At 68.5% G+C, this 19,406-nt stretch carries 19 protein-coding genes; 10 read left to right on the forward strand and 9 right to left on the reverse strand.

Annotated elements, in window-relative coordinates:
* Window positions 1-28: 28 nt before the first annotated feature.
* Genes OH802_RS19255 through OH802_RS19270 form a run of 4 tightly spaced genes read right to left on the reverse strand, consistent with a single transcriptional unit; the run spans window position 29 to window position 3,967 of the window.
* Entirely contained in the window at window positions 29-841 is an 813-nt protein-coding gene (locus tag OH802_RS19255) for an ABC transporter permease (protein WP_406021113.1), read from the reverse strand.
* Complete coding sequence (locus OH802_RS19260) at window positions 838-1,698, reverse strand: ABC transporter permease (RefSeq protein ID WP_406021115.1); 861 nt, start codon at window positions 1,696-1,698, stop codon at window positions 838-840. The genes OH802_RS19255 and OH802_RS19260 overlap by 4 nt, the downstream gene beginning before the upstream one ends.
* Window positions 1,695-2,870: an extracellular solute-binding protein gene (locus OH802_RS19265; RefSeq protein WP_406021117.1), complete on the reverse strand. Its 1,176-nt coding sequence runs from the start codon at window positions 2,868-2,870 to the stop codon at window positions 1,695-1,697. The genes OH802_RS19260 and OH802_RS19265 overlap by 4 nt, the downstream gene beginning before the upstream one ends.
* A 26-nt stretch (window positions 2,871-2,896) precedes the next feature.
* A complete protein-coding gene (locus tag OH802_RS19270; RefSeq protein WP_406021119.1) occupies window positions 2,897-3,967 on the reverse strand; it encodes an ABC transporter ATP-binding protein in 1,071 nt (356 codons plus the stop codon).
* Between the two features lie 87 nt (window positions 3,968-4,054).
* Between OH802_RS19270 and OH802_RS19275 the strand changes: the two genes are divergently transcribed.
* The 3 genes from OH802_RS19275 to OH802_RS19285 all read left to right on the forward strand — a co-directional run bounded on the left by OH802_RS19275 (window position 4,055) and on the right by OH802_RS19285 (window position 6,029).
* Window positions 4,055-4,795, forward strand: a complete 741-nt coding sequence (locus OH802_RS19275; RefSeq protein ID WP_406021121.1) for a FadR/GntR family transcriptional regulator — start codon at window positions 4,055-4,057, stop codon at window positions 4,793-4,795.
* On the forward strand, window positions 4,792-5,493 hold the full coding sequence (locus tag OH802_RS19280) for a cache domain-containing protein (protein WP_406021123.1): 702 nt from the start codon (window positions 4,792-4,794) through the stop codon (window positions 5,491-5,493). The genes OH802_RS19275 and OH802_RS19280 overlap by 4 nt, the downstream gene beginning before the upstream one ends.
* A 92-nt stretch (window positions 5,494-5,585) precedes the next feature.
* Window positions 5,586-6,029: an Lrp/AsnC family transcriptional regulator gene (locus OH802_RS19285; RefSeq protein ID WP_355020057.1), complete on the forward strand. Its 444-nt coding sequence runs from the start codon at window positions 5,586-5,588 to the stop codon at window positions 6,027-6,029.
* A 38-nt stretch (window positions 6,030-6,067) separates the two neighbouring features.
* On the opposite strand, the gene OH802_RS19290 is transcribed toward OH802_RS19285, so the two are convergent.
* On the reverse strand, window positions 6,068-7,447 hold the full coding sequence (locus tag OH802_RS19290; protein ID WP_406021125.1) for a KamA family radical SAM protein: 1,380 nt from the start codon (window positions 7,445-7,447) through the stop codon (window positions 6,068-6,070).
* Between the two features lie 110 nt (window positions 7,448-7,557).
* Here OH802_RS19290 and OH802_RS19295 point away from each other — a divergent pair, with 110 nt between their 5' ends.
* The 7 genes from OH802_RS19295 (at window position 7,558) to OH802_RS19325 (ending at window position 14,695) form a co-directional block, all read left to right on the forward strand.
* A complete protein-coding gene (locus tag OH802_RS19295) occupies window positions 7,558-8,634 on the forward strand; it encodes an L-erythro-3,5-diaminohexanoate dehydrogenase (protein WP_406021127.1) in 1,077 nt (358 codons plus the stop codon).
* Window positions 8,631-10,169 (forward strand): amidohydrolase, encoded by a 1,539-nt coding sequence (locus OH802_RS19300; RefSeq protein ID WP_406021129.1) that lies wholly within the window; start codon window positions 8,631-8,633, stop codon window positions 10,167-10,169. The genes OH802_RS19295 and OH802_RS19300 overlap by 4 nt, the downstream gene beginning before the upstream one ends.
* A complete protein-coding gene (locus tag OH802_RS19305) occupies window positions 10,166-11,800 on the forward strand; it encodes a lysine 5,6-aminomutase subunit alpha (protein ID WP_406021131.1) in 1,635 nt (544 codons plus the stop codon). Before OH802_RS19300 ends, OH802_RS19305 begins: the two co-directional genes overlap by 4 nt.
* Window positions 11,797-12,537, forward strand: coding sequence for an OAM dimerization domain-containing protein (locus OH802_RS19310; RefSeq protein WP_406021133.1), 741 nt, complete (start codon window positions 11,797-11,799; stop codon window positions 12,535-12,537). The genes OH802_RS19305 and OH802_RS19310 overlap by 4 nt, the downstream gene beginning before the upstream one ends.
* A complete protein-coding gene (locus OH802_RS19315) occupies window positions 12,534-12,932 on the forward strand; it encodes a hotdog domain-containing protein (protein ID WP_406021135.1) in 399 nt (132 codons plus the stop codon). Before OH802_RS19310 ends, OH802_RS19315 begins: the two co-directional genes overlap by 4 nt.
* Window positions 12,933-13,466: 534 nt before the next feature.
* On the forward strand, window positions 13,467-14,219 hold the full coding sequence (locus OH802_RS19320; protein WP_406029348.1) for a polyprenol monophosphomannose synthase: 753 nt from the start codon (window positions 13,467-13,469) through the stop codon (window positions 14,217-14,219).
* Window positions 14,216-14,695, forward strand: a complete 480-nt coding sequence (locus tag OH802_RS19325) for an FxsA family protein (RefSeq protein WP_406021137.1) — start codon at window positions 14,216-14,218, stop codon at window positions 14,693-14,695. Before OH802_RS19320 ends, OH802_RS19325 begins: the two co-directional genes overlap by 4 nt.
* A 76-nt stretch (window positions 14,696-14,771) precedes the next feature.
* Here OH802_RS19325 and OH802_RS19330 read toward each other — a convergent pair whose 3' ends face one another.
* From OH802_RS19330 to OH802_RS19345, 4 genes are all read right to left on the reverse strand, one after another.
* Entirely contained in the window at window positions 14,772-15,158 is a 387-nt protein-coding gene (locus OH802_RS19330) for an RNA polymerase-binding protein RbpA (RefSeq protein WP_008359714.1), read from the reverse strand.
* A 268-nt stretch (window positions 15,159-15,426) separates the two neighbouring features.
* The gene (locus tag OH802_RS19335) at window positions 15,427-16,779 is read right to left on the reverse strand and encodes an MFS transporter (protein WP_406021140.1); all 1,353 of its coding nucleotides are present in this window, start codon (window positions 16,777-16,779) and stop codon (window positions 15,427-15,429) included.
* The gene (locus tag OH802_RS19340; RefSeq protein ID WP_406021142.1) at window positions 16,776-17,684 is read right to left on the reverse strand and encodes a glycerophosphodiester phosphodiesterase; all 909 of its coding nucleotides are present in this window, start codon (window positions 17,682-17,684) and stop codon (window positions 16,776-16,778) included. Before OH802_RS19340 ends, OH802_RS19335 begins: the two co-directional genes overlap by 4 nt.
* A 184-nt stretch (window positions 17,685-17,868) precedes the next feature.
* The gene (locus OH802_RS19345; RefSeq protein WP_350844536.1) at window positions 17,869-19,395 is read right to left on the reverse strand and encodes a UDP-N-acetylglucosamine 1-carboxyvinyltransferase; all 1,527 of its coding nucleotides are present in this window, start codon (window positions 19,393-19,395) and stop codon (window positions 17,869-17,871) included.
* Window positions 19,396-19,406: the final 11 nt, after the last annotated feature.

Raw genomic sequence — 19,406 nt, forward strand, 5'->3', positions numbered from 1 at the left:
ACATTATCCGCTGACGCGGAGGGCAAGCCTAGTGAATCGCCCTCGTCGTATCGCTCGGGTCGGACGAGAGTCGCTGGGCGAGCCAGATCGGCGCGACCGAGACGACGATCATGACGACCGCCACGACGTTGACGATCGGCGCCTGACCGGGTCGGAACAGGTTGGTCAGGATCCAGACCGGCAGCGTGGTCACACCGGGGCCGGCGGCGAACGTCGTCACGATGATCTCGTCGAAGCTGAGCGCGAACGCCAGCAGCCCTCCGGCCAGCAGCGCCGAGCGCAGCTGGGGGAGCGTGACCAGCCGGAACGTGGTCCACATCCCAGCCCCCAGGTCGGCGGAGGCCTCCTCGAGGTTGCCGCCCATCCGCCGCAACCGCGCCTGCACGTTGTTGAAGACGGTCACGATGCAGAAGGTCGCGTGGGCCACCACGAGCGTGAAGAACCCCAGGCGTACGCCGAGGATCGAGGAGAACGCGTTGGACAGCGCGATCCCGGTGACGATGCCGGGCAGGGCAATCGGGAGCACCACCAGCAGGTTGACGGTGTCCTTCCCGAAGAAGGAGTAGCGCTGCATCGCCAGGCCGAGCAGGGTGCCGAGGAGGAGCGCCATCACGGTCGCGCACGCGGCCACCGTCAGTGAGGTGAGGATCGCGTCGTGGGCTCCCGGGTTGACCGCCGCCCGCTGCCACCACTGGGTGGTGAAGCCGCTGGGCGGCCAGGTCAGCGCCTGGGAGGTGTTGAACGAGTTCACCACGACCAGGGCGAGCGGCGCGTAGAGCATGGCGAGCACCAGGCCGGTGATCACGGCGAGCAGGCGCCGGGTCGATCTCGAGATGGTCATAGGTTCTCCAGAGCTCCGGTGCGGCGTACCAACGCCAGGTAGATCATGATCACGACGATCGGGATCAGCGCGATCGCAGCAGCCAGCGGCAGGTTGGACCCCGAGTTGATGAAGACGAGGTTGCCGAGCATCTGGTTCGCGCCGCCGACGATGTTGACCGTGATGTAGTCGCCCATGGTCAGGGAGAACGAGAAGATCGAGCCCGCCACCAGCCCCGGGACGACCAGCGGCAGCACCACCGTGCGGAACGTCAGCGCCGGCCGGGCACCGAGATCGCCGGCGGCGTCGAGCAGCGAGTCCGGGACACGTTCATAGGACGCGTAGACGGGGAGGATGACGTACGGAAGCCAGATGTACGCCTGGGTGAGCACGATCGCGGTGAGGCCGAATCCCGGCGTACCGAGACCGACCAGGCCACCGGCCCAGTCCAGCAGTCCGCCGTTGGACAGCAGCGAGCGCCAGGCGAGCGCCTTGACCAGGTAGGACGCCCACAACGGCATGAGGAACGCGATCACCAGCAGGTGGCGCGAGCGCCGCGAGGCGACCTTGGCCATGTAGAAGCCGACCGGCAGCGCGATCAGGCAGTCGATGAGCGTCACCAGGAGGGCTACGCCGATGGTGCGCAGCGTGACGGTCCGGTAGAGCGCCTGACCGGTGATCTCACGGATGTTGTCGAGGGTGAAGGTGCGCTCGAGCTCGTTGGTGAAGGAGTCGATCGTCCAGAAGGCCGTCACCAGCAGCGCGGCGAGGGCGACGACGTAGACGAGCACCAGCCAGGTGAGGGGTGCGGCCAGCAGGAGGCCGAGGCGGAACCCCGGCCTCCTGCTGAGCGTGCTGCTGACAGAGCTCAAGGTCACCCCTTGATCTCTGCCCAGGCCTTGGTCCAGTCCTGGTAGTCGGTGCACTTCACGTCGGTCCGGCCGTCCAGGCACTTCTCGATCGGCGTGTTCCAGAACCAGATCTTGCTGGCATAGTCCTCGTCGCCGGCGTGGAAGGTCTCGCAGTGACCCTCGGAGGCGAACTCGCAGGCCTCGTCCGAGTTGGGCGCCTCACCGAAGTACTCGGTCGCCTGGGCGTTGGTCTCCGGGTCGGAGATGTGGTTGAGCCAGGCGTAGGCGCAGTTGGGCGACTTCGCGTTCGAGGAGACCATCCAGGTGTCGTTCCACCCGGTCGCTCCCTCGGAGGGGAGGATCGCCTCGACCGAGGCCTTCTTCGGGTCGATCAGGTTGGCGATCACCTGCCAGGTGGTGCCGACCACGGTGTCACCGGTCTCGAAGGAGGCCTGCGTCTTCGTGTAGTCGGACCAGTACTCACCGACGGAGGCCCGCTGCGACTTGAGCAGATCGACGGCCGCCGCGAGCTGCTTCTCGTCGAGCGAGTAGGGGTTCTCGATGCCCAGGTCGGGCTGGTGCGCCATCAGGTAGACCGCGGCGTCGGCGATGTAGATCGGCGAGTCGTACGCGGTGACCTGGCCCTTGTGCTTCGGCGCGTCCTCGAAGACCGCCTTCCACGAGGTCGGGGCCGGGGTGACGTCCTTGGTGTTGTACATCAGCAGGTTCGCGCCGTAGCCGTGCGGGATGCCGTAGTTCTTGTCGTCCACGGTGTTCCACTCGCGGTCCTTGAGGAAGTCGTAGATGCCCTCGTAGTTGGGGATCAGGTCGGTGTTCACCTCGGCTGCCTCGCCCGCCGCGATCATGCGCAGGGTGAGGTCGCCGGAGGCGGCCACGACGTCGTACTCGCCCGACTTGGCCAGGTTGAAGGCCTCGTCGGAGGTGCCGTAGACCTTCGCGGTGACCTGACAGCCGGTCTCCTCCTCGAAGCCGGAGACCCAGTCGACCTCGGGGTCGGTCGAGCCGTCCTCGACGTAGCCGGGCCAGGCCAGGATCGAGACCTCGCCCTCGTTCTCGCCGAGCTTCTCGACCGCTCCGGTCGAGGAGTCGCCGTCGTCCCCACCACAGGCGCTCAGCGTGATCAGGGACAGGGCCGCTAGGGCGCCCCCGATGGTGTGTCTGGTTCGGATGTTTCGCATGGTCAACCTCTCTGGTGTTCTCTGGCTCATCGGTGTTGCACGGCACGGGACGAATCGGTGCCCAGGGGGACCAGGTCGCCCGGCGACCAGGAGGCGACCACGCGGTCGCCCCGAGACTCTGGTTCGGAGGCATCCGGGTGCAGCGAGCCACGGCTCTGCTCGAGGGCGACCAGCCTGGTGCCGTCCTCTAGCTCGATGTGGACTCGGTGCCCGGTGCCGATGTAGATGGACTCGGTGATCACGCCGGCGGCGGTCATCGCGCCGACCGGGGCGCTCTCGGTCTCCGGGGACAGCAGGATCTTCTCGGGCCGCAGGGCGAAGGCGCCGTCCATCTTCAGCATCCGCTTCGACGCCTGCTCGTCGAAGACGTTGGAGGTGCCAACGAAGTCGGCGACGTACTGCGAGGTGGGCCGCTCGTAGATCTCCTTCGGCGTGCCCAGCTGCACGATCTGGCCGCTGTCGAAGACCGCGATCCGGTCGCTGAGGGTGAGCGCCTCCTCCTGGTCGTGGGTGACGAAGACGAAGGTGATCCCCAGCTCGCGCTGGATCTGCTTGAGCTCGACCTGCATCTGCTCGCGGAGCTTGAGGTCGAGCGCGCCGAGCGGCTCGTCGAGGAGGAGCACCCGAGGACGTACGACGATGGCGCGAGCCAGCGCCACCCGCTGGCGCTGCCCGCCGGAGAGCTCGGTCGGCTTCCGGTTCGCGACGTGGCCGAGGCGGACCATCTCCAGCGCCTCGCGTGCCCGGGCGCTTCGCTCGGCCTTCGGCACGCCACGCACACGTAGGCCGTACGCGACGTTCTCGAGCACGTTGAAGTGCGGGAAGAGCGCGTAGTCCTGGAAGACGGTGGTGACATCGCGGTCGAAGGGCGCCAGGGCGGTGACGTCCTCGCTGCCGAGGCGGATGGTGCCGGAGTCGGCGTGCTCGAAGCCCGCGATCAGGCGCAGCACGGTCGTCTTCCCGGAGCCGGAGGGCCCGAGCATCGAGAAGAACTCACCATCGCTGATGGTCAGGTCGAGGGCGTCGACAGCCATCACGTCGCCGTACGCCTTGGTCACAGCTTCGAGCTGGATCTGCGGAGATTCGGTCGGTCCCATTGCTGAATCATATGGAACCAGATCTTAGATTTTAAAGGGTATCTGCGTAAGTTCTTTGTAAACCCACTCGAAGGAGGGACCCGGATCGTGGCCAACGCCCGTGCGATGACCTCGCGCGCCCGGTCGGCGATCTTCGCGCCGATCGGCGACGAAGGCAGAGCCGTACGTGTCGAGAACCGTCTGGCGGAGGCGATCCGCTCGGGCGTGCTCGCCGACGGTGACCGGCTCCCGAGCGAGCAGGAGCTCGCCCAGATGCTGGGAGTGGCCACGGTGACCGCTCGGGAGGCGCTGGTCTCGCTGCGGGCACAGGGCCTGGTGGTGACGACACGAGGCCGCGGCGGTGGCTCCTTCGTGCGTGCGCCCGACCCCGGCGACGTCGTGAAGGGGCGGCTCGCCACCATGTCGCGGGTGGAGCTGCGCGACCGGGCGAGTCTCTATCAGGTGGTGCTGACCGGCTGTGCGGAGCTCGCGGCCGAACGAGCGGCCCCCGACGAGGTCGAGGACCTCCAGGACCTGCTGATCCCGATGGGCGAGGACGACCTCGGTCGGTGGCGCGACGCGGAGAGCGAGCTCTATCTCTCCGTGGCGGCGCTGACCCAGTCGGCGCGGCTCACCCGGGAGGTGGTGCGACAGGAGGCCGACTTCGGTACGTTGCTGCGCGTGCCGCTGAGCGAGTCGGACTTCCGTCAGGCATCCGCCGCGCGGCATCGGGCGCTCGTCGCCGCGCTGGAGACGGGCGATGTCGCCGCGGCGCGGGGGAGCGTACGCGACCACGTGACCCACGCCGTTGAACGTCTGACCGAGATCCATGAGGTGGTACGACCGTGAACATCGATGTGTCGGCCGACTGTGCCGTCCGGATCGAGCAGCACTTCGGTTCCATCCTCACCGAGCTCGAGCGGGTGCGCGCCCAGGTCGGCGCGCTCTTCGCCGCGGGACCGGTCACCTCGGACGAGCTGATCGCGCAGGTCGAGACGAGCACGCTGGCCTTCCTCCAGGACCCGAGCCTCCTGGGCGGCGGGTTCGTCGTCGCACCAGACGCGCTCGCCGACCGGCGGCTCTACCTGGCCTGGTGGCAGGGTGCCGGCCGTGACTTCCTCGGTGACGCAGTGGTGCCGGCGACGGGCGAGGTCCTCGATTACACCCGGCAGCCGTGGTTCCGGATCCCGGCGCGCACGGGAGCGCTGCACCTCGCCGGGCCCTACGTCGACTTCGTCTGCACCGACGAGTACGTCATCACCATGACGCTGCCGGTCTACGCGGACGGCCGGATGGTCGGTGTCGCCGGCGCCGACACCTCGGTCGAGACGCTCGAGCGGATGCTGCTGCCCGGCCTGCGCGAGGTCGTTGCGACGCTGGTCAACTCGCACGGTCGGGTCGTCGTCTCCGCCGACCCGCACCTGGCCACCGGCGAGGTCATGAACGCCGCCCCCGACAAGGCTCGTGGCGAGCGGCTGCTGTCGGTGGTCCAACCCTCTGCGGACGGTCACGGCGACCTGAAGACGCTCGCCGGCTGGCCCTCCTGAGGCCGGAAATCTTTCGACATCAACTACTTTTTTGGACGTTACGGCGGAGATATTGCTGTTGTGGGTACGCTGTCGCCGTGACTGCACCTGAGATCGAGGCCACCGACCGTAAAATCCTCCAGCTTCTCGCGGAGGACGGTCGGATGTCCTACACCGACCTGGGCAAGGCGACCGGCCTGTCGACCTCGGCGGTGCACCAGCGCGTCAAGCGGCTGGAGCAGCGCGGTCTCATCACCGGCTATGGCGCCACCGTCAACTACGCCGCGATCGGCGTGCCGCTGACCGCGTTCGTCGCGGTGCAGCCCATGGACCCCTCCCAGCCCGACGACACCCCTGAGCGGGTGGCGGACCTCCACGAGGTCGAGGCCTGCTGGTCCATCGCCGGCGTCGAGTCCTACATGCTCAAGGTGCGCGTCGCCACGCCCGAGGCGCTCGAGGAGCTGCTCGGCCGGATCCGCTCGGTCGCCAACGTGTCCACGCGCACCACGATCGCGATGTACACCTACTACGAGAACCGCCCCACCATGACGCACTGAGACCCGGCGCCCAGCGCCGGGTCCCAGTCACGCCCGGGTCACTCCCCGTGCGTACGCCACCACTCCTGGCCCGACTCGGGCAGGGTGTGGATCGGGTCGTAGTACTCGTAGGTCCTGGTCAAAGCCTCGGAGTCCGATGCCTCGATCGAGGTGCGATAGTTCTTGGTCCAGTAGGAGATGCCGCGCTCGGTGTCGTAGTCGGCGATCTGGTGGACCCAGCGCTTGCCGACGAAAGGTACGTCGCACACGATGCGCGGGGTGGCGAACCCGGGCAGGTAGCCCATGATGTCGTGCTGCAGCCGCTGCGCGTCGGCGACCGAGACCCGCCAGTGCTCGCTGAACGGGATCATGTCGCACATGTAGAAGTAGTAGGGCATGATCTGCGCGCCGTCGAGCAGGCGGAAGCTCAGGTCGAGCAGGCTGTGGCTGTCGGCGTTGACGCCGGCCAGCAGCACTCCCTGGTTGCGTACGTCGCGAACCCCGGCCGCCAGCAGCGCCTTGGACGCCTCGGCGACCAGCGGAGTGACCGAGTTGGCGTGGTTGGCGTGGGTGTGTATCGCCAGCGAGACGCCGCGCTCACGGGCGATCGTGGTCACCCGGTTCATCCCCTCCAGGAGCGGCTCCTGGAGCCAGTGCTGGGGGAGACCGATCAGGCCCTTGGTGGCCAGCCGGATGTCGCGGATGTTGTCGATCGCCATCAGCTTCGTGAGGAAGTCCTCCAGCCGCGGCCAGGGCAGGTTGGCGACGTCGCCGCCGGAGACGACCACGTCGCGCACCTGCGGGGTGTTGCGGAGGTATTCGAGCATCGCCTCGTGGCGGTCGACCGGCTTGCCGGTGAGCTTGAGCTTGTCGATGACCGGGGTCGAGTTGCCGACGAGGTCCATCCGGGTGCAGTGGCCGCAGTACTGCGGGCAGGTGGAGAGCAGCTCGGCGAGCACCTTGGTCGGGTAGCGGTGGGTCAGCCCCTCGGCGACCCACATGTCGTGCTCGTGCAGCGAGTCGCGGCTCGCCTGCGGGTGTGACGGCCAGTCGGTGCGGCGGTCGGAGAAGACCGGGATCATGTAGTGCCGGATCGGGTCGGCGTAGAACGCCGCGGTGAACTCCTCGCCCGCCGACGCGCCCGAGGGCACCATCGTGTTGACCATCTGCGGCGGCACCAGCATCGACATCGTCGCCCGCTCGGCCATGTCGCGCTCGAGGTCGGCGTAGAACCGCTCGTCGAGAAGATCGCCCATCAGCGCGCGGAGCTGGCGGATGTTCTTGATGCAGTTGACGCGCTGCCACTGCACGTCGCGCCACTGCTCGTCGGTGATGTCGGCCCAGCCTGGGAACCGGGTCCAGTCAGGTTCGACCAGCTCTACGCGCTGGTAGGCGTAGGGCTGTCCGTCTCGGGTCGTAGGCTCGATGGTTGCCGTCATGTCCTCCACCATAGCGGGAGATCCTGCGGCATCTGCAACCATCGGCCGCAATTCTTCCCGCAACCGCTGGTAGGGTCCGCCGTGAGATGGACGCAAGGAGGCGTACGACGATGACCACTTCTGACCCGACAGGCCTGCACCGAGTGCTCGATGAGCCGGTGAGCGGCTCGTTGCCGCTGCCCCAGGCCGCCAGGAGACTCGACACCCGCAAGACCTTGTGGCCCGACGAGGTGCGGATCCGGGTGGAGCGTCTGAACCTGGACGCCGCCTCGTTCCGGCAGCTCGAGTCCGCGCACGACGGAGACGGAGAGGCCGTACGCCGCGAGGTGCTCGACATCGTCGCCGAGCGCGGCAAGATGCAGAACCCGGTGACCGGGTCTGGCGGCATGCTCGTCGGTGTCGTCGAGGAGGTCGGCCCCGAGTCGCCTCTGGGGCTGAAGGTCGGGGACCGGGTCGCGACGCTGGTGTCGCTGACGCTGACGCCGTTGGTGATCGAGGACGGGCTCGTCGGCTGGGGCGGTGATTCCGAGCAGGTGCCGTGCGACGGCTACGCGATCCTCTTCGGCCGCTCGATCGCAGCCGTCCTGCCCGACGACCTCGCCCCCGAGCTCGCGCTGTCGGTGATGGACGTGTGCGGTGCCCCGGCACTGACCCGGCGGGTCGTCTCGGAGCGCTACGCAGGGGGCGTCGTCGCAGTGATCGGTGGCGGCGGCAAGTCCGGATCGCTGTCGCTGGCCGCCGCCCGCGACGCGGGAGCCGGCCACCTGATCGGCATCGTCCCGACCGAGGCCGAGGCCGAGCGGCTTCGCGACGCCGGCCTGGCCGACGAGGTCGTGATCGCCGACGCCCGCAACCCGGTGGCGCTGCGCGACGCGGTCGCCAAGGCCGCGCCTTTTGCCTCGGGCTCCGCTTCGGCAGGTGGCCCCGCCGACGTCACCGTCGTCTGTGTCGACGTACCCGGCTGCGAGGGCGGCGCCATCCTCGCCACCGCCGACCGCGGCACGGTCATCTTCTTCTCGATGGCCACCTCCTTCTCCGCCGCCGCGCTCGGCGCCGAGGGCCTTGCCGCGGACGTCACGATGCTCGTCGGCAACGGCTACGTCCCCGGGCACGCTGCGTACGCACTGGATCTTCTCCGCGCGCACGCGGGCGTTCGGGCGCTCTTCGAGGGCAGACTGGCGCCGTGACCCGCATCCTCCTGCGCAACGGTGTGTTCCACACCGGCCTCGCTTCGGGCGAGCCGGTCTCGGCGATGGCCGTCGAGGGCCGGCGCATCGTCTGGACCGGAACCGACCCCGGTGCCTTTGCCGGCCCCGACGAGGTGGTCGACCTCGAGGGGCGCCTGGTCACGCCGGCCTTCGTGGACGCTCATGTCCACGTCGTCGAGACCGGAGAGCAGATCCTCGGGCTCGATCTCGTCGGCCTCTCCAGCCGCGAGGCGGTGCTCGAGAAGGTCGCGGCGTACGTCACCGACCTCGGACCCCAGGACCTGGTGCTCGCCCAGGGGTGGGACGAGACCCTCTGGCCGGACCCGACCCTGCCGACCGCGGCCGAGCTCGACCGCGCCTCGGACGGGCGCAAGGTCTATCTCAACCGCATCGACGGTCACTCCGCCGTCGTCTCCACCGCACTGATGGCCCAGGTGCCCGGCATCGCCGGGCTCCCGGGCTGGGCGGCGGACGGACGGGTCGAGCGGGAGGCGCTGCGCGCACTGCTGCCCCTGCTCGCCGACTTCACCCCGGCCGGCCACGCCGAACGTGGTGCGCGAGCGGCGCTGCAGAGCATGGCTTCCCTGGGCATCGGTGCCTTCCATGACAACGCCGGACCCGCGATCGGCCCCGAGTCTGACCTCGAGGCCGTGCAGTCGGAAGCGACCGCGGCCGGCCTGCACGGCACCTACTACTGGGGCGCTCACCTCGGGTTCGGCGACCTCGACCGCCTCCGCGACATCTCCGGTCTCGCCGGCGATCTCAGCGCGGACGGCTCCATCGGATCCCGAAGCGCGGCCCTGACCAGCGACTATGCCGACCTGGCCGGACATCGTGGCCACGCCTACCTCGACCCCGAGGAGCTGGCCGAGCACATCATCGGCTGCACGCGGCGCGGCATCCAGGCCGGCTTCCACTGCATCGGCGACCAGGCGATCGACAACATCGCTCAGGCGTTCCGGCTCGCCGAGGCGGAGCTGGGCGCCGAGACCGTGCGAGCCCGGCGCCACCGCCTCGAGCATTGCGAGCTGCCCTCGCCGACGGCGATCAAGACCTTCGCCGACCTCGGGGTCATCGCGAGCGTGCAACCGATGTTCGACGGGCTGTGGGGCGGCCCGGAACGGATGTACGCAGCCCGGCTGGGGGAGCGCTGGCAGGAGATGAACCCGTTCCGGACCCTGCTCGACGCCGGTGTCCGCGTCGCCTTCGGCTCCGACTCGCCGGTCACGCCGCTGGACCCGTGGGCGGCCGTCCACGCGGCCGTGCATCACCGCACGCCCGGCCAGGGCATCACCCCGGCCGAGGCGTTTGCGGGCCACACGGTCGGCGGCTGGTACGCGGCCGGCGTCGACGATGCCGGCACGCTCGCGCCCGGGCAGCGGGCGACGTACGCCGTCTGGGACCGCGCCGCGTTCCCCGACCTGACCTCATCCGACGTCGCCGACGTCATCACTCCCTGCCTGCAGACCGTCGTCGACGGCAGAACCGTATTCGAGAAGGAGGGTGTCCGGTGAGACTCGATCTGGACCCACGCACGATCGCCCAGGCCCGCGCGCTGGCCGCGAAGGTCGGCGACCCGATCGTCGAGATGGCCAAGAAGCACACCACGGTCGCCGTCGAGCGAGCGACGCTGCGCCTGGCCGGGCTCGCCGGAGCCGACCCGGACGGCACCCCGTGGGTGAACCACCTGGTCGACGCGGTGCGCGCCGACATCGGGCTGGAGCACGGCGTCGCGCTGCCGGTGTGGCAGGCGCTGGCCGCCCACGAGACGACCGGAGTGAGGCCGAGCGGCGAGCTTGCTCGTCCGCTCGCGCCGAACGAGGGAGTAACCGCGCGGAGCGCGGCCAACGATCTCTCGCGGCTCGCCGAGGAGGCCGCCGCCGGGCAGGTGACCTTCAACCTGCCCGAGGGCGCCGAGGCCGAGCTGGCCGCGAAGCACGCCCGCGAGGCGGTCGGGGTCGGCATCGCCCGCCTCGACGCCAGCCGGGTGGCGCGCGAGCGGATGATCGCCGAGATCGGCGACGCACCCCGCAAGCCGTGGATCTACCTGATCGTCGCGACCGGCGACATCTACGAGGACATCCCGCAGGCGCAGGCAGCCGCGCGTGAGGGCGCCGACATCATCGCGGTGATCCGCTCGACCGGCCAGTCGCTCCTCGACTACGTGCCCGAGGGCGCCACCCGGGAGGGGTTCGCCGGGACGTACGCGACCCAGGAGAACTTCCGGCTGATGCGGGCCGCGCTCGACGAGACGAGCCGCGAGCTCGGCCGCTACGTGCGGCTCACCAACTACGCGAGCGGGCTGTGCATGCCCGAGATCGCCGCGCTGGCGGGCATGGAGCGTCTCGACATGATGCTCAACGACTCGATGTACGGGATCCTGTTCCGCGACATCAACCCGGTGCGTACGTTCGTCGACCAGCGGCTCTCGCGCCAGATCCACGCCCGGGCGGGGATCATCATCAACACCGGCGAGGACAACTACCTCACCACCGCCGACGCGGTCGAGGCGGCGCACACGGTGACCACCTCGCAGCTGCTCAACGAGTACTTCGCCAAGGAGGCCGGCCTCGAGGACTGGCAGCTGGGCCTGGGCCATGCCTTCGAGATCAACCCCGACGTACCGGACTCGTTCCGTCTCGAGCTCGCGCACGCGCTGCTGGCGAAGACGATCTTCCCCGACGCCCCGCTGAAGTGGATGCCCCCGACCCGGCACATGACCGGCGACATCTTCAAGGGCTACCTGCTCGACGGGTTCTTCAACCTGGCCGGCGCGATGACCGACCAGGGCATCCTGCTGGTCGGGATGATGACCGAGGCGGTGGTGACGCCGTGGATCTCCGACCGCGACCTGGCCCTGCAGAACGTCCGGTACGTCATGGACGCGGCCGGACGTCTCGGCGAGGACTTCCACCCGGCCCCCGACGGCTTCATCGCCAACCGGGCGCGCGACGTCCTGGGGGAGTCGATCGACCTGCTCGGAAAGATCATCGACGAGCCCAACGGGCTCCTCGACGCGATCGCGGACGGCACCTTCGGCCTGATGAAGCGCCCCGCCGACGCCGGCAAGGGCCTCGAGGGCGTGGCCGTGAAGTCCGAGGCGTACTACAACCCCGCGAGCACCATTCTGGAGGGCGAGGAATGAGCATCATCAGGCCGTACGGCGACACCACGGGCGACGGGATGGTGCAGGTCTCCTTCACGTTGCCGATCAAGCACTCGAAGGTCGCCGACGGCGCCGCGCTGCAGCTGGCCAACAAGATGGGCATGGAGCCGGCGATGGTCGTCCACTCCAAGCCGATGGGCGACGACTTCACCTTCTTCGTCGTCTACGGGCAGGTGAACCATCTCGTCGACACCGACAAGGTGCAGGTCGTCGAGCGTGACTTCCCGCTGCTGACGCCGAAGGAGGCCAACGCGGTGATCAAGGAGACGCTGCGGCGTCCGATGGTCGTCGTCGGCGCCTGCATCGGCACCGACGCCCACACCGTCGGGATCGACGCGATCCTCAACATCAAGGGGTTCGCGGGGGAGAAGGGGCTGGAGTACTACAAGGAGATCGAGGTCGTGAACCTCGGCGCCCAGGTCTCCGTGCCCTCTCTGGTCGAGGCTGCCGTCACCCGGCGCGCCGACGCCGTGCTCGTCTCCCAGGTCGTCACCCAGCGTGACGCGCACCTGCTCAACACCCGGGAGATGTCGGCGGCGTTCCGTGAGGCCTATCCGGCGGGGGAGCGGCCGCTCCTGGTCGCCGGTGGTCCACGATTCGACGAGTCCATGACCGCCGAGCTCGGCGTCGACCGTATCTTCGGCCGCGGCACCACCCCCGCCGAGGTCGCCTCCTACCTCGTCCACCGCACCACCTCGAAGGAGCCCGCGGCATGAGCAGTCCCAAGGTCGGCCCCGAGATCGGCACCAAGGTCGTCCACCGCCGCTACGTGCCCTACTCCCACGCCCACTACGCCGGGAACCTGGTCGATGGCGCTTACAGCTTGGGACTGTTCGGCGACGTCGCGACCGAGATGTGCATCCTCACCGACGGCGACGAGGGTCTGTTCGCCTCCTACGACGACGTGCAGTTCAAGGCACCCGTGCGGGCGGGCGACGTCCTGGAGATCACCTGCGAGCTGATCAAGGCCGGGACCCGGTCCCGGGTGATGGAGTTCGCCGTGTACGTCGTCGCCCGAGGGGCCGCGACCGAGGCCCGTCCTGGGGCCGCTGAGATACTGGGGGAGCCGCTCCTGGCCACCTCCGCACGCGGTACTGTCGTCGTTCCGTGAGTGCTGTAACGAGTACGCGAAGGCGACACGCCGAAGTTCCTCGATAATTCGTCACTTTCTCGCGCTCCGCAGGCTGTGGTTGACCTGCGGAAACACATGTTTCCGCAGGTCAGAGGCTTGTTGACTTCTGCGGAGCCAGCGGGTGATGGTGGCAGCGTTCGCCCATGCAGAGTTGCGGTCGGCGGACCGGCGCTCGACGAATCGGGTCGGGGGGTGTCGAGCCAGGCATGCCTTCGACGCGTTTTCGTGGGCGCGGTCAACGGCCGCGAGGGCAACGCGGGAGGGCCAAGGCGCCCTTAGACAACGATCGTCCCCTTGCCGCCAGCAGGGATCGGAACGGCCCGAAGAACGTCTTGCTCCTCCCGCGCTCTGTCTGTCTGCGATCGCCTCGCCATCGCGCCGTCCCGCTCGATCGGGATCTTGGGATCAACCGGTGGGCGGATATCCTGTGATCTCCACCCCCATTCCTTGACAAGGCCGGCGTACGTGACGAACGAGCAGCTTCCACCCTGGACCGAGATCGGCCGGGCGGTGATGGTCATCCCGACCTACAACGAGGCGGACAACCTCGCCTGGATCGTCGGGCGGCTACGCAAGGCGCAGCCACGTGTCGATGTGCTGATCGTCGACGACGGCTCGCCCGACGGAACCGGCACGATCGCCAACGAGCTGGCCGACAACGACGAGCAGATCCATGTGCTGCACCGCACCGAGAAGGCCGGGCTGGGGGCTGCGTACCTGCACGGCTTCGGCTGGGCCCTCGAGCAGGGCTACGACGTCGTCGGGGAGATGGACGCCGACGGCTCGCACCAGCCCGAGGAGCTCCACCTGCTGCTCGAGGCGATCAGCTCCGCCGACCTGGTGATCGGCGCCCGCTGGATCCGCGGCGGCTCGGTGGTCAACTGGCCGCTGTCGCGCCGCGTGCTGTCAGTGGGCGGCAACTTCTACGTCCGGCTCCTGCTCGGCATCGGCGTCCACGACGCCACCGCGGGCTACCGCCTCTTCCGGCGTACGACGCTGGAGAAGCTGCAGCTGAACAGCGTCGAGTCGACCGGCTATGTCTTCCAGACCGAGATGGTGACGCGTACGCTGCGGGCCGGCCTGACCGTCAAGGAGGTCCCGATCCAGTTCATCGAGCGGGTCCGGGGCGAGTCGAAGATGAGCCCCGCGGTCGCCGCCGAGTCGATGCGCCGGGTGACCCGCTGGGGCCTGGCCGAACGTCGCGACCAGATGCTTCGCCTGCTGCGCCGATTCGGGCTGGACCGTTTCGTGGGGGGCCGTCGATGACGACGCGTCGCCGCCGGTTCTCCTGGGTGCTGGTGCTGCTGTTCCTGGTGATGCCGCTGGCCGAGCTGTTCGTGCTCATCCAGGTCGGCCAGGTCATCGGCGTGTGGTGGACGATCCTGCTGCTGGTCGCCGACTCGATCTTCGGTGCGTGGTTGATGCGCCGCGAGGGCTCCCGGGCCTGGTCGGCGCTGTCCACGGCGCTCTCCTCGGGCAAGCTGCCGTCCAATGAGATCGCCGATGGCGCGCTGATCCTGCTCGGTGGCGCGCTGATGCTGAGCCCCGGGTTCGTGACCGACATCTTCGGCATCGTGCTGATCCTGCCGTTCACCCGCCCGTTCTTCCGCCGCATCCTGGCCAAGGTCGTGCAGAAGCGCCTGGTGGCCGCCGCGATGCCCTCCACGTTCGGTGCCGGAGCCAGGCCGCGCAACGACGACATCGTCACCGGCGAGGTCATCGACAAGGACAACCTGGCCTGACGATCTGGCCCGAGATACGCCGAAGGCGGCCTTCCTGATGGAAGGCCGCCTTCGGCGTATCTGGCTGTGTCAGAAGTCAGGCGTTGGCCTTCTTCTTCCCCGGTCCCTTGCGGTGCAGGTGAGCCGGGCCGATCTCGCCACCGCGAAGCAGGTCGAGGCGCTCCTTGAGGATGTCCTCGAGCTCCTTCTCGGAGCGCCGCTCCAGGAGCATGTCCCAGTGCGTACGCGCCGGCTTCTCGGCCTTCTCCTCCGGCTTGGCACCGGAGAGGTTGAGAGCTTCCATGCCGCAGCGCGGGCACTCCCAGATGGCCGGAACCTCGGCCTCGTCCGACATCGTGATCTCGAAGTCGTGACCCTGCGGGCAGCGGTATGCCACCTGCTGACGACCCGCGAACTCGATCCCGCGTTCGTCCTCAAAACTTTGTCCGCCCAGTCGGGCGCCGCGCAACGTGCGCTCGGCCATGAAGCACCTCCTGAGTCGATCGTCCCCCGTTGAATGAGCTGAAGAGCGAAGCGGTCTGCGGACTCATGACGCAGGCCGGTCAGGCCTCTTCACATCGTCAACGGTACAGAGGAGGTGATGATTCCGTGAATTGTCGAGATCCTCGCCGTGTTGTTCGACACAGGACCCGCCTGACCTGCGGATCTCTCTGAGAAAGTCCTGAGCGGCCGATGTCCCGAACCCGCCAGCCGCCCGGCGCGGTCTGGCACCCTCCGGGCGCCTTGCTCCCTCAGACTCGTTCGGGCGCCCGGTTGCCCGCCTGCTCGATGCCCTTCGCGGTGTTCACCAGCGCGAGCAGCCCGCCGCCGAGGACGAAGAAGGCGATCAGGGCCAGGATCGCGGGCCGGTAGGAGTCGGTGATCTGGTAGACGAGGCCGAAGACCAGGGTGCCGAGCCAGGAGGTGCCGCGGTCCATCGCGTGGTAGAGGCTGAAGTACTCCGCCTCCTTGCCCGCCGGGATGAACAGCGAGAAGTAGGACCGGGCCAGCGCCTGGGTGCCGCCCATGACCAGACCGATCCCGACCGCGACAACCAGGAGCGGCAGCAGGGTCTGCTCGGGCACGAAGTAGGCCGCGACGACGATGACCATCCAGCCGACCAAGCCGCCGAGGATCACCCGCTTGGCGCCGAAGCTCTTGGCCAGTCGACCGAAGAAGATCGCCCCGCCGACGGCGACGAACTGCACCAGCAGATAGATGCCGAGCATCGTGCCGGTCTCGAACCCGAGCTCCTCGACGCCGTAGATCGACGCCGAGCTGATCACCGTCTGGATGCCGTCGTTGAAGAAGAGGTACGCCAGCAGGAACGTCAGCGCGACCGGATACTGAGGCAGCTCCCGGAGCGTCACGAACAGCTGACCGAAGGAGCGCGCCACGACACCGCCGGAGACGTCCTCGACGTCGGCCGGCTCACGCCGGCGGATCCGGCGCCACGGGATGATGATGAACCCCGCCCACCACAGCCCGGCCGAGAGCATCGAGATCCGCACCGCCAACGCCGTCCCGAGCCCGAGTGGGTCGGCGAAGGTGACCAGGAGGAAGTTGATCGCGAGCAGCAGCCCGCCACCGGCGTACCCGTAGGCCCAGCCGATCGAGGAGACCCGGTCGCGCTCGTCCTCGGTCGAGATCAGCGGCAGGATCGAGTCGCTGACCACCACCGCCGCGCCGGCGCACAGGTTGGCGATGATGAACATGATCGAGCCGAACCACCAGTTGTCCCCGGTCATGAAGAACAACAGCGCCGCGCAGAGCGCGCCGGCCCAGGCGAATCCGGCCATCAGGTCCGGCTTGCGCGAGGTGCGGTCGGCGATCGCGCCGACCAGCGGGTAGATGATCGCCGACAGGATCGTCGAGAAGGTGATGACGAACGACGGCAACGCGCCGGGCGCGATCGAGAGCCCGAGGACGTCGATCCGGTTGTCGACGGCAGCTGCCTTCGCGATCTCGATCAGGTAGGGCGCGAACAGCACGCCGGCCACCGTCGTCTGGAAGGCGGAGACGGCCCAGTCGGTGAAGAACCAGCCCTTCTGCTCCCGCGCCCGCTCGACCGGCGTGAAGTCGCCGATCCCGGCTGATGTGGTCACTTCTCGGGCTCCTCGTTGTTTTCGCTGGGCTCAGCCCGAGACGGCTCCGCGCTTCGCGCGGTCACTCCCTCGCTCGACTCGGGCGGACGAGCAAGCTCGCCGCCCGGCCTCGCTCCGGTCGTAGCAGCCTCCCATAGGCCACGTTCCTCCAGGAACGCTTTCAGTACGTCGGTGCGATCGGTCATCAGACCGTCGACATCGCGCTCGAGCAACCGCTCCATCTCGGCCGGGTCGTCGACGGTCCAGACATGGACCTCCTTACCCGCCTTGTGGGCGCGGCGGACGAGACCACGAGATGCCACCCGGATCGACAGCGGCCCGCGAAGGCGCTGGTGATGGGGGATCTGGAAGGCGTCGAACCGTGACCCGACGAGTCTCTTGGCGATCCCGGTGGTCGGCGCCAGCAGGTAGGCCAGCACCTCGCGTGGATGCGCCGAGGTCCGCACCCGCCCCTCGGTCAGCCGGCGGAACGCCTTCAGTCGCCGGACCGAGAACGAGCCGACGATGACCTGGTCCTCGTGGTCGGTCGCGGCGAGCAGCTCGGCCACCGCGCCGACCGCGCCGTCGGACTTGAGGTCGATGTTGAAGGTGACCTCGGGGAACGCCTCGAAGAGCTCCGCCAGCGTCGGTACCCCGTGCAGACCGCCGATCCGGGCGGCCCGTACCTCGGCGTACGTCATCTCCGCGATCAGTCCGCTCACGTCGGTCACCCGGTCGAGCGCCTCGTCGTGGAAGGCGAGCAGGACACCGTCGCGGGTGACGTGCACATCGGTCTCGAGATGGGTGTAGCCGAGCTCCACCGCATGCCGGAACGCCTCCATGGTGTTCTCCATCCCGACCAGGTCGGGATGGAGCGCTCCACCACGGTGCGCATAGGCGCGTACGCGTCGTTGCTGCTCCCTCACGGGGAGCATCTAACCACCCGTGAGTCCCGGATCACATGAGCCCGCAGACTCAGATGTCGCCACAACCCAGCAAGCGCGTCGAGTCGGCTCGTCCTGACCCAAAATCCAGTCGAGCCGGCGCGTCATGACGCGCCGACTCGACGGGGAACTCGGTCAGGATGAGCCGACTCGGCCCGATCTTCGATCAGATGTCGCGGAAGGCGGTGATGTTCGCGCCGAGCTGGTTGAGCCGCTCGGCGAGGTCCTCGTAGCCGCGGGCGATGACGTAGGTCGAGCGGAGCACGGAGGTGCCCTTCGAGGCGAGCATCGCGAGCAGCACGACGACGGCGGGACGCAGCGCCGGCGGGCAGACGATCTCGGTGCCGGAGAAGTGGGTCGGCCCCTCGATCATCACCCGGTGCGGGTCCATGAGCGTGACGTTGCCGCCGAGCTTGTTGAGCTCGGTCAGGTAGATCGCCCGGTTCTCGTAGACCCAGTCGTGCAGCAGCGTCTGACCCTGCGCCACCGCGGCGATCGCGGCGAAGAACGGCAGGTTGTCGATGTTGAGGCCCGGGAAGGGGAGCGGGTGGATCTTGTCCAGCGGGGCGTGCAGCACCGAGTGCTTGGTGTTGATGTCGACCAGGCGGGTCTTGCCGTTGAGCGCCAGGTACTCCTCGGAGAGGGTGTAGTTGAAGCCCATCTCCTCCAGCGTCGCCAGCTCGATCTCCATGAACTCGATCGGGACGCGCTTGATGGTGATCTCGGAGTCGGTCACGATCGCGGCGGTCAGCAGCGACATCGCCTCGATCGGGTCCTCGCTCGGCGCGTAGTCGACATCGACGTCGATGACCTCGCGGCCGGTGACGCGCAGCGTGGTGGTGCCGATGCCCTCGACCTCGACGCCCAGCTTCTGCAGGTAGAAGCAGAGGTCCTGGACCATGTAGTTGGAGGACGCGTTGCGGATCGTGGTGGTGCCCGGGTGCAGCGCGGCAGCCATCAGGGCGTTCTCGGTGACAGTGTCGCCACGCTCGGTCAGCACGATCGGGCGGCCCGGCTGGATCTCCCGGTTGACGCTCGCGTGGTAGGCGCCGTCGGTCGCCTTGACCTCGAGGCCGAAGGGGCGCAGGGCCGACATGTGCGGCTCGACGGTGCGGGTGCCGAGGTTGCAGCCGCCGGCGTAGGGCAGCTCGAAGGTGTCCAGGCGGTGCAGCAGCGGACCGAGGAACATGATCACCGAGCGCGTACGGCGCGCGGCGGCCTCGTCCACGGCGTCGAGGCGCAGCTCCTTCGGCGGCACGATCTCGAGGTCGTTGTCGTCGTTGAGCCAGCGGGTCTGCACGCCGATCGAGTTGAGCACCTCGATGATCCGGTTGACCTCTTCGATGCGTGCGACCTTGCGCAGCGTCGTACGGCCTCGGTTGAGGAGAGAGCCGACCAGGAGGGCGACCCCGGCGTTCTTCGAGGTCTTGACCGTGATCTCACCCGAGAGCGTCGTCGGGCCGGTGACGCGCAGGTGCGTGGGGCCGGCGCCGATGTCCACGAGGGAGGAGTCCAGAGCGGCACCCACCCGGGCGATCATCTCGAGCGACAGGTTCTGTTGCCCCTGCTCGATGCGGTTGATCGCGCTCTGACTGGTGTTGAGAAGGTCGGCGAGCTGTGCCTGGGTCAGGCCCTTGTGCTTGCGCGCATCGCGAATCAGATTCCCGATACGACCTTTGTATCCGTCGGTCATGGTGCACCACC

The sequence above is a fragment of the Nocardioides sp. NBC_00850 genome (assembly GCF_045207335.1).
Taxonomy (GTDB): domain Bacteria; phylum Actinomycetota; class Actinomycetes; order Propionibacteriales; family Nocardioidaceae; genus Nocardioides.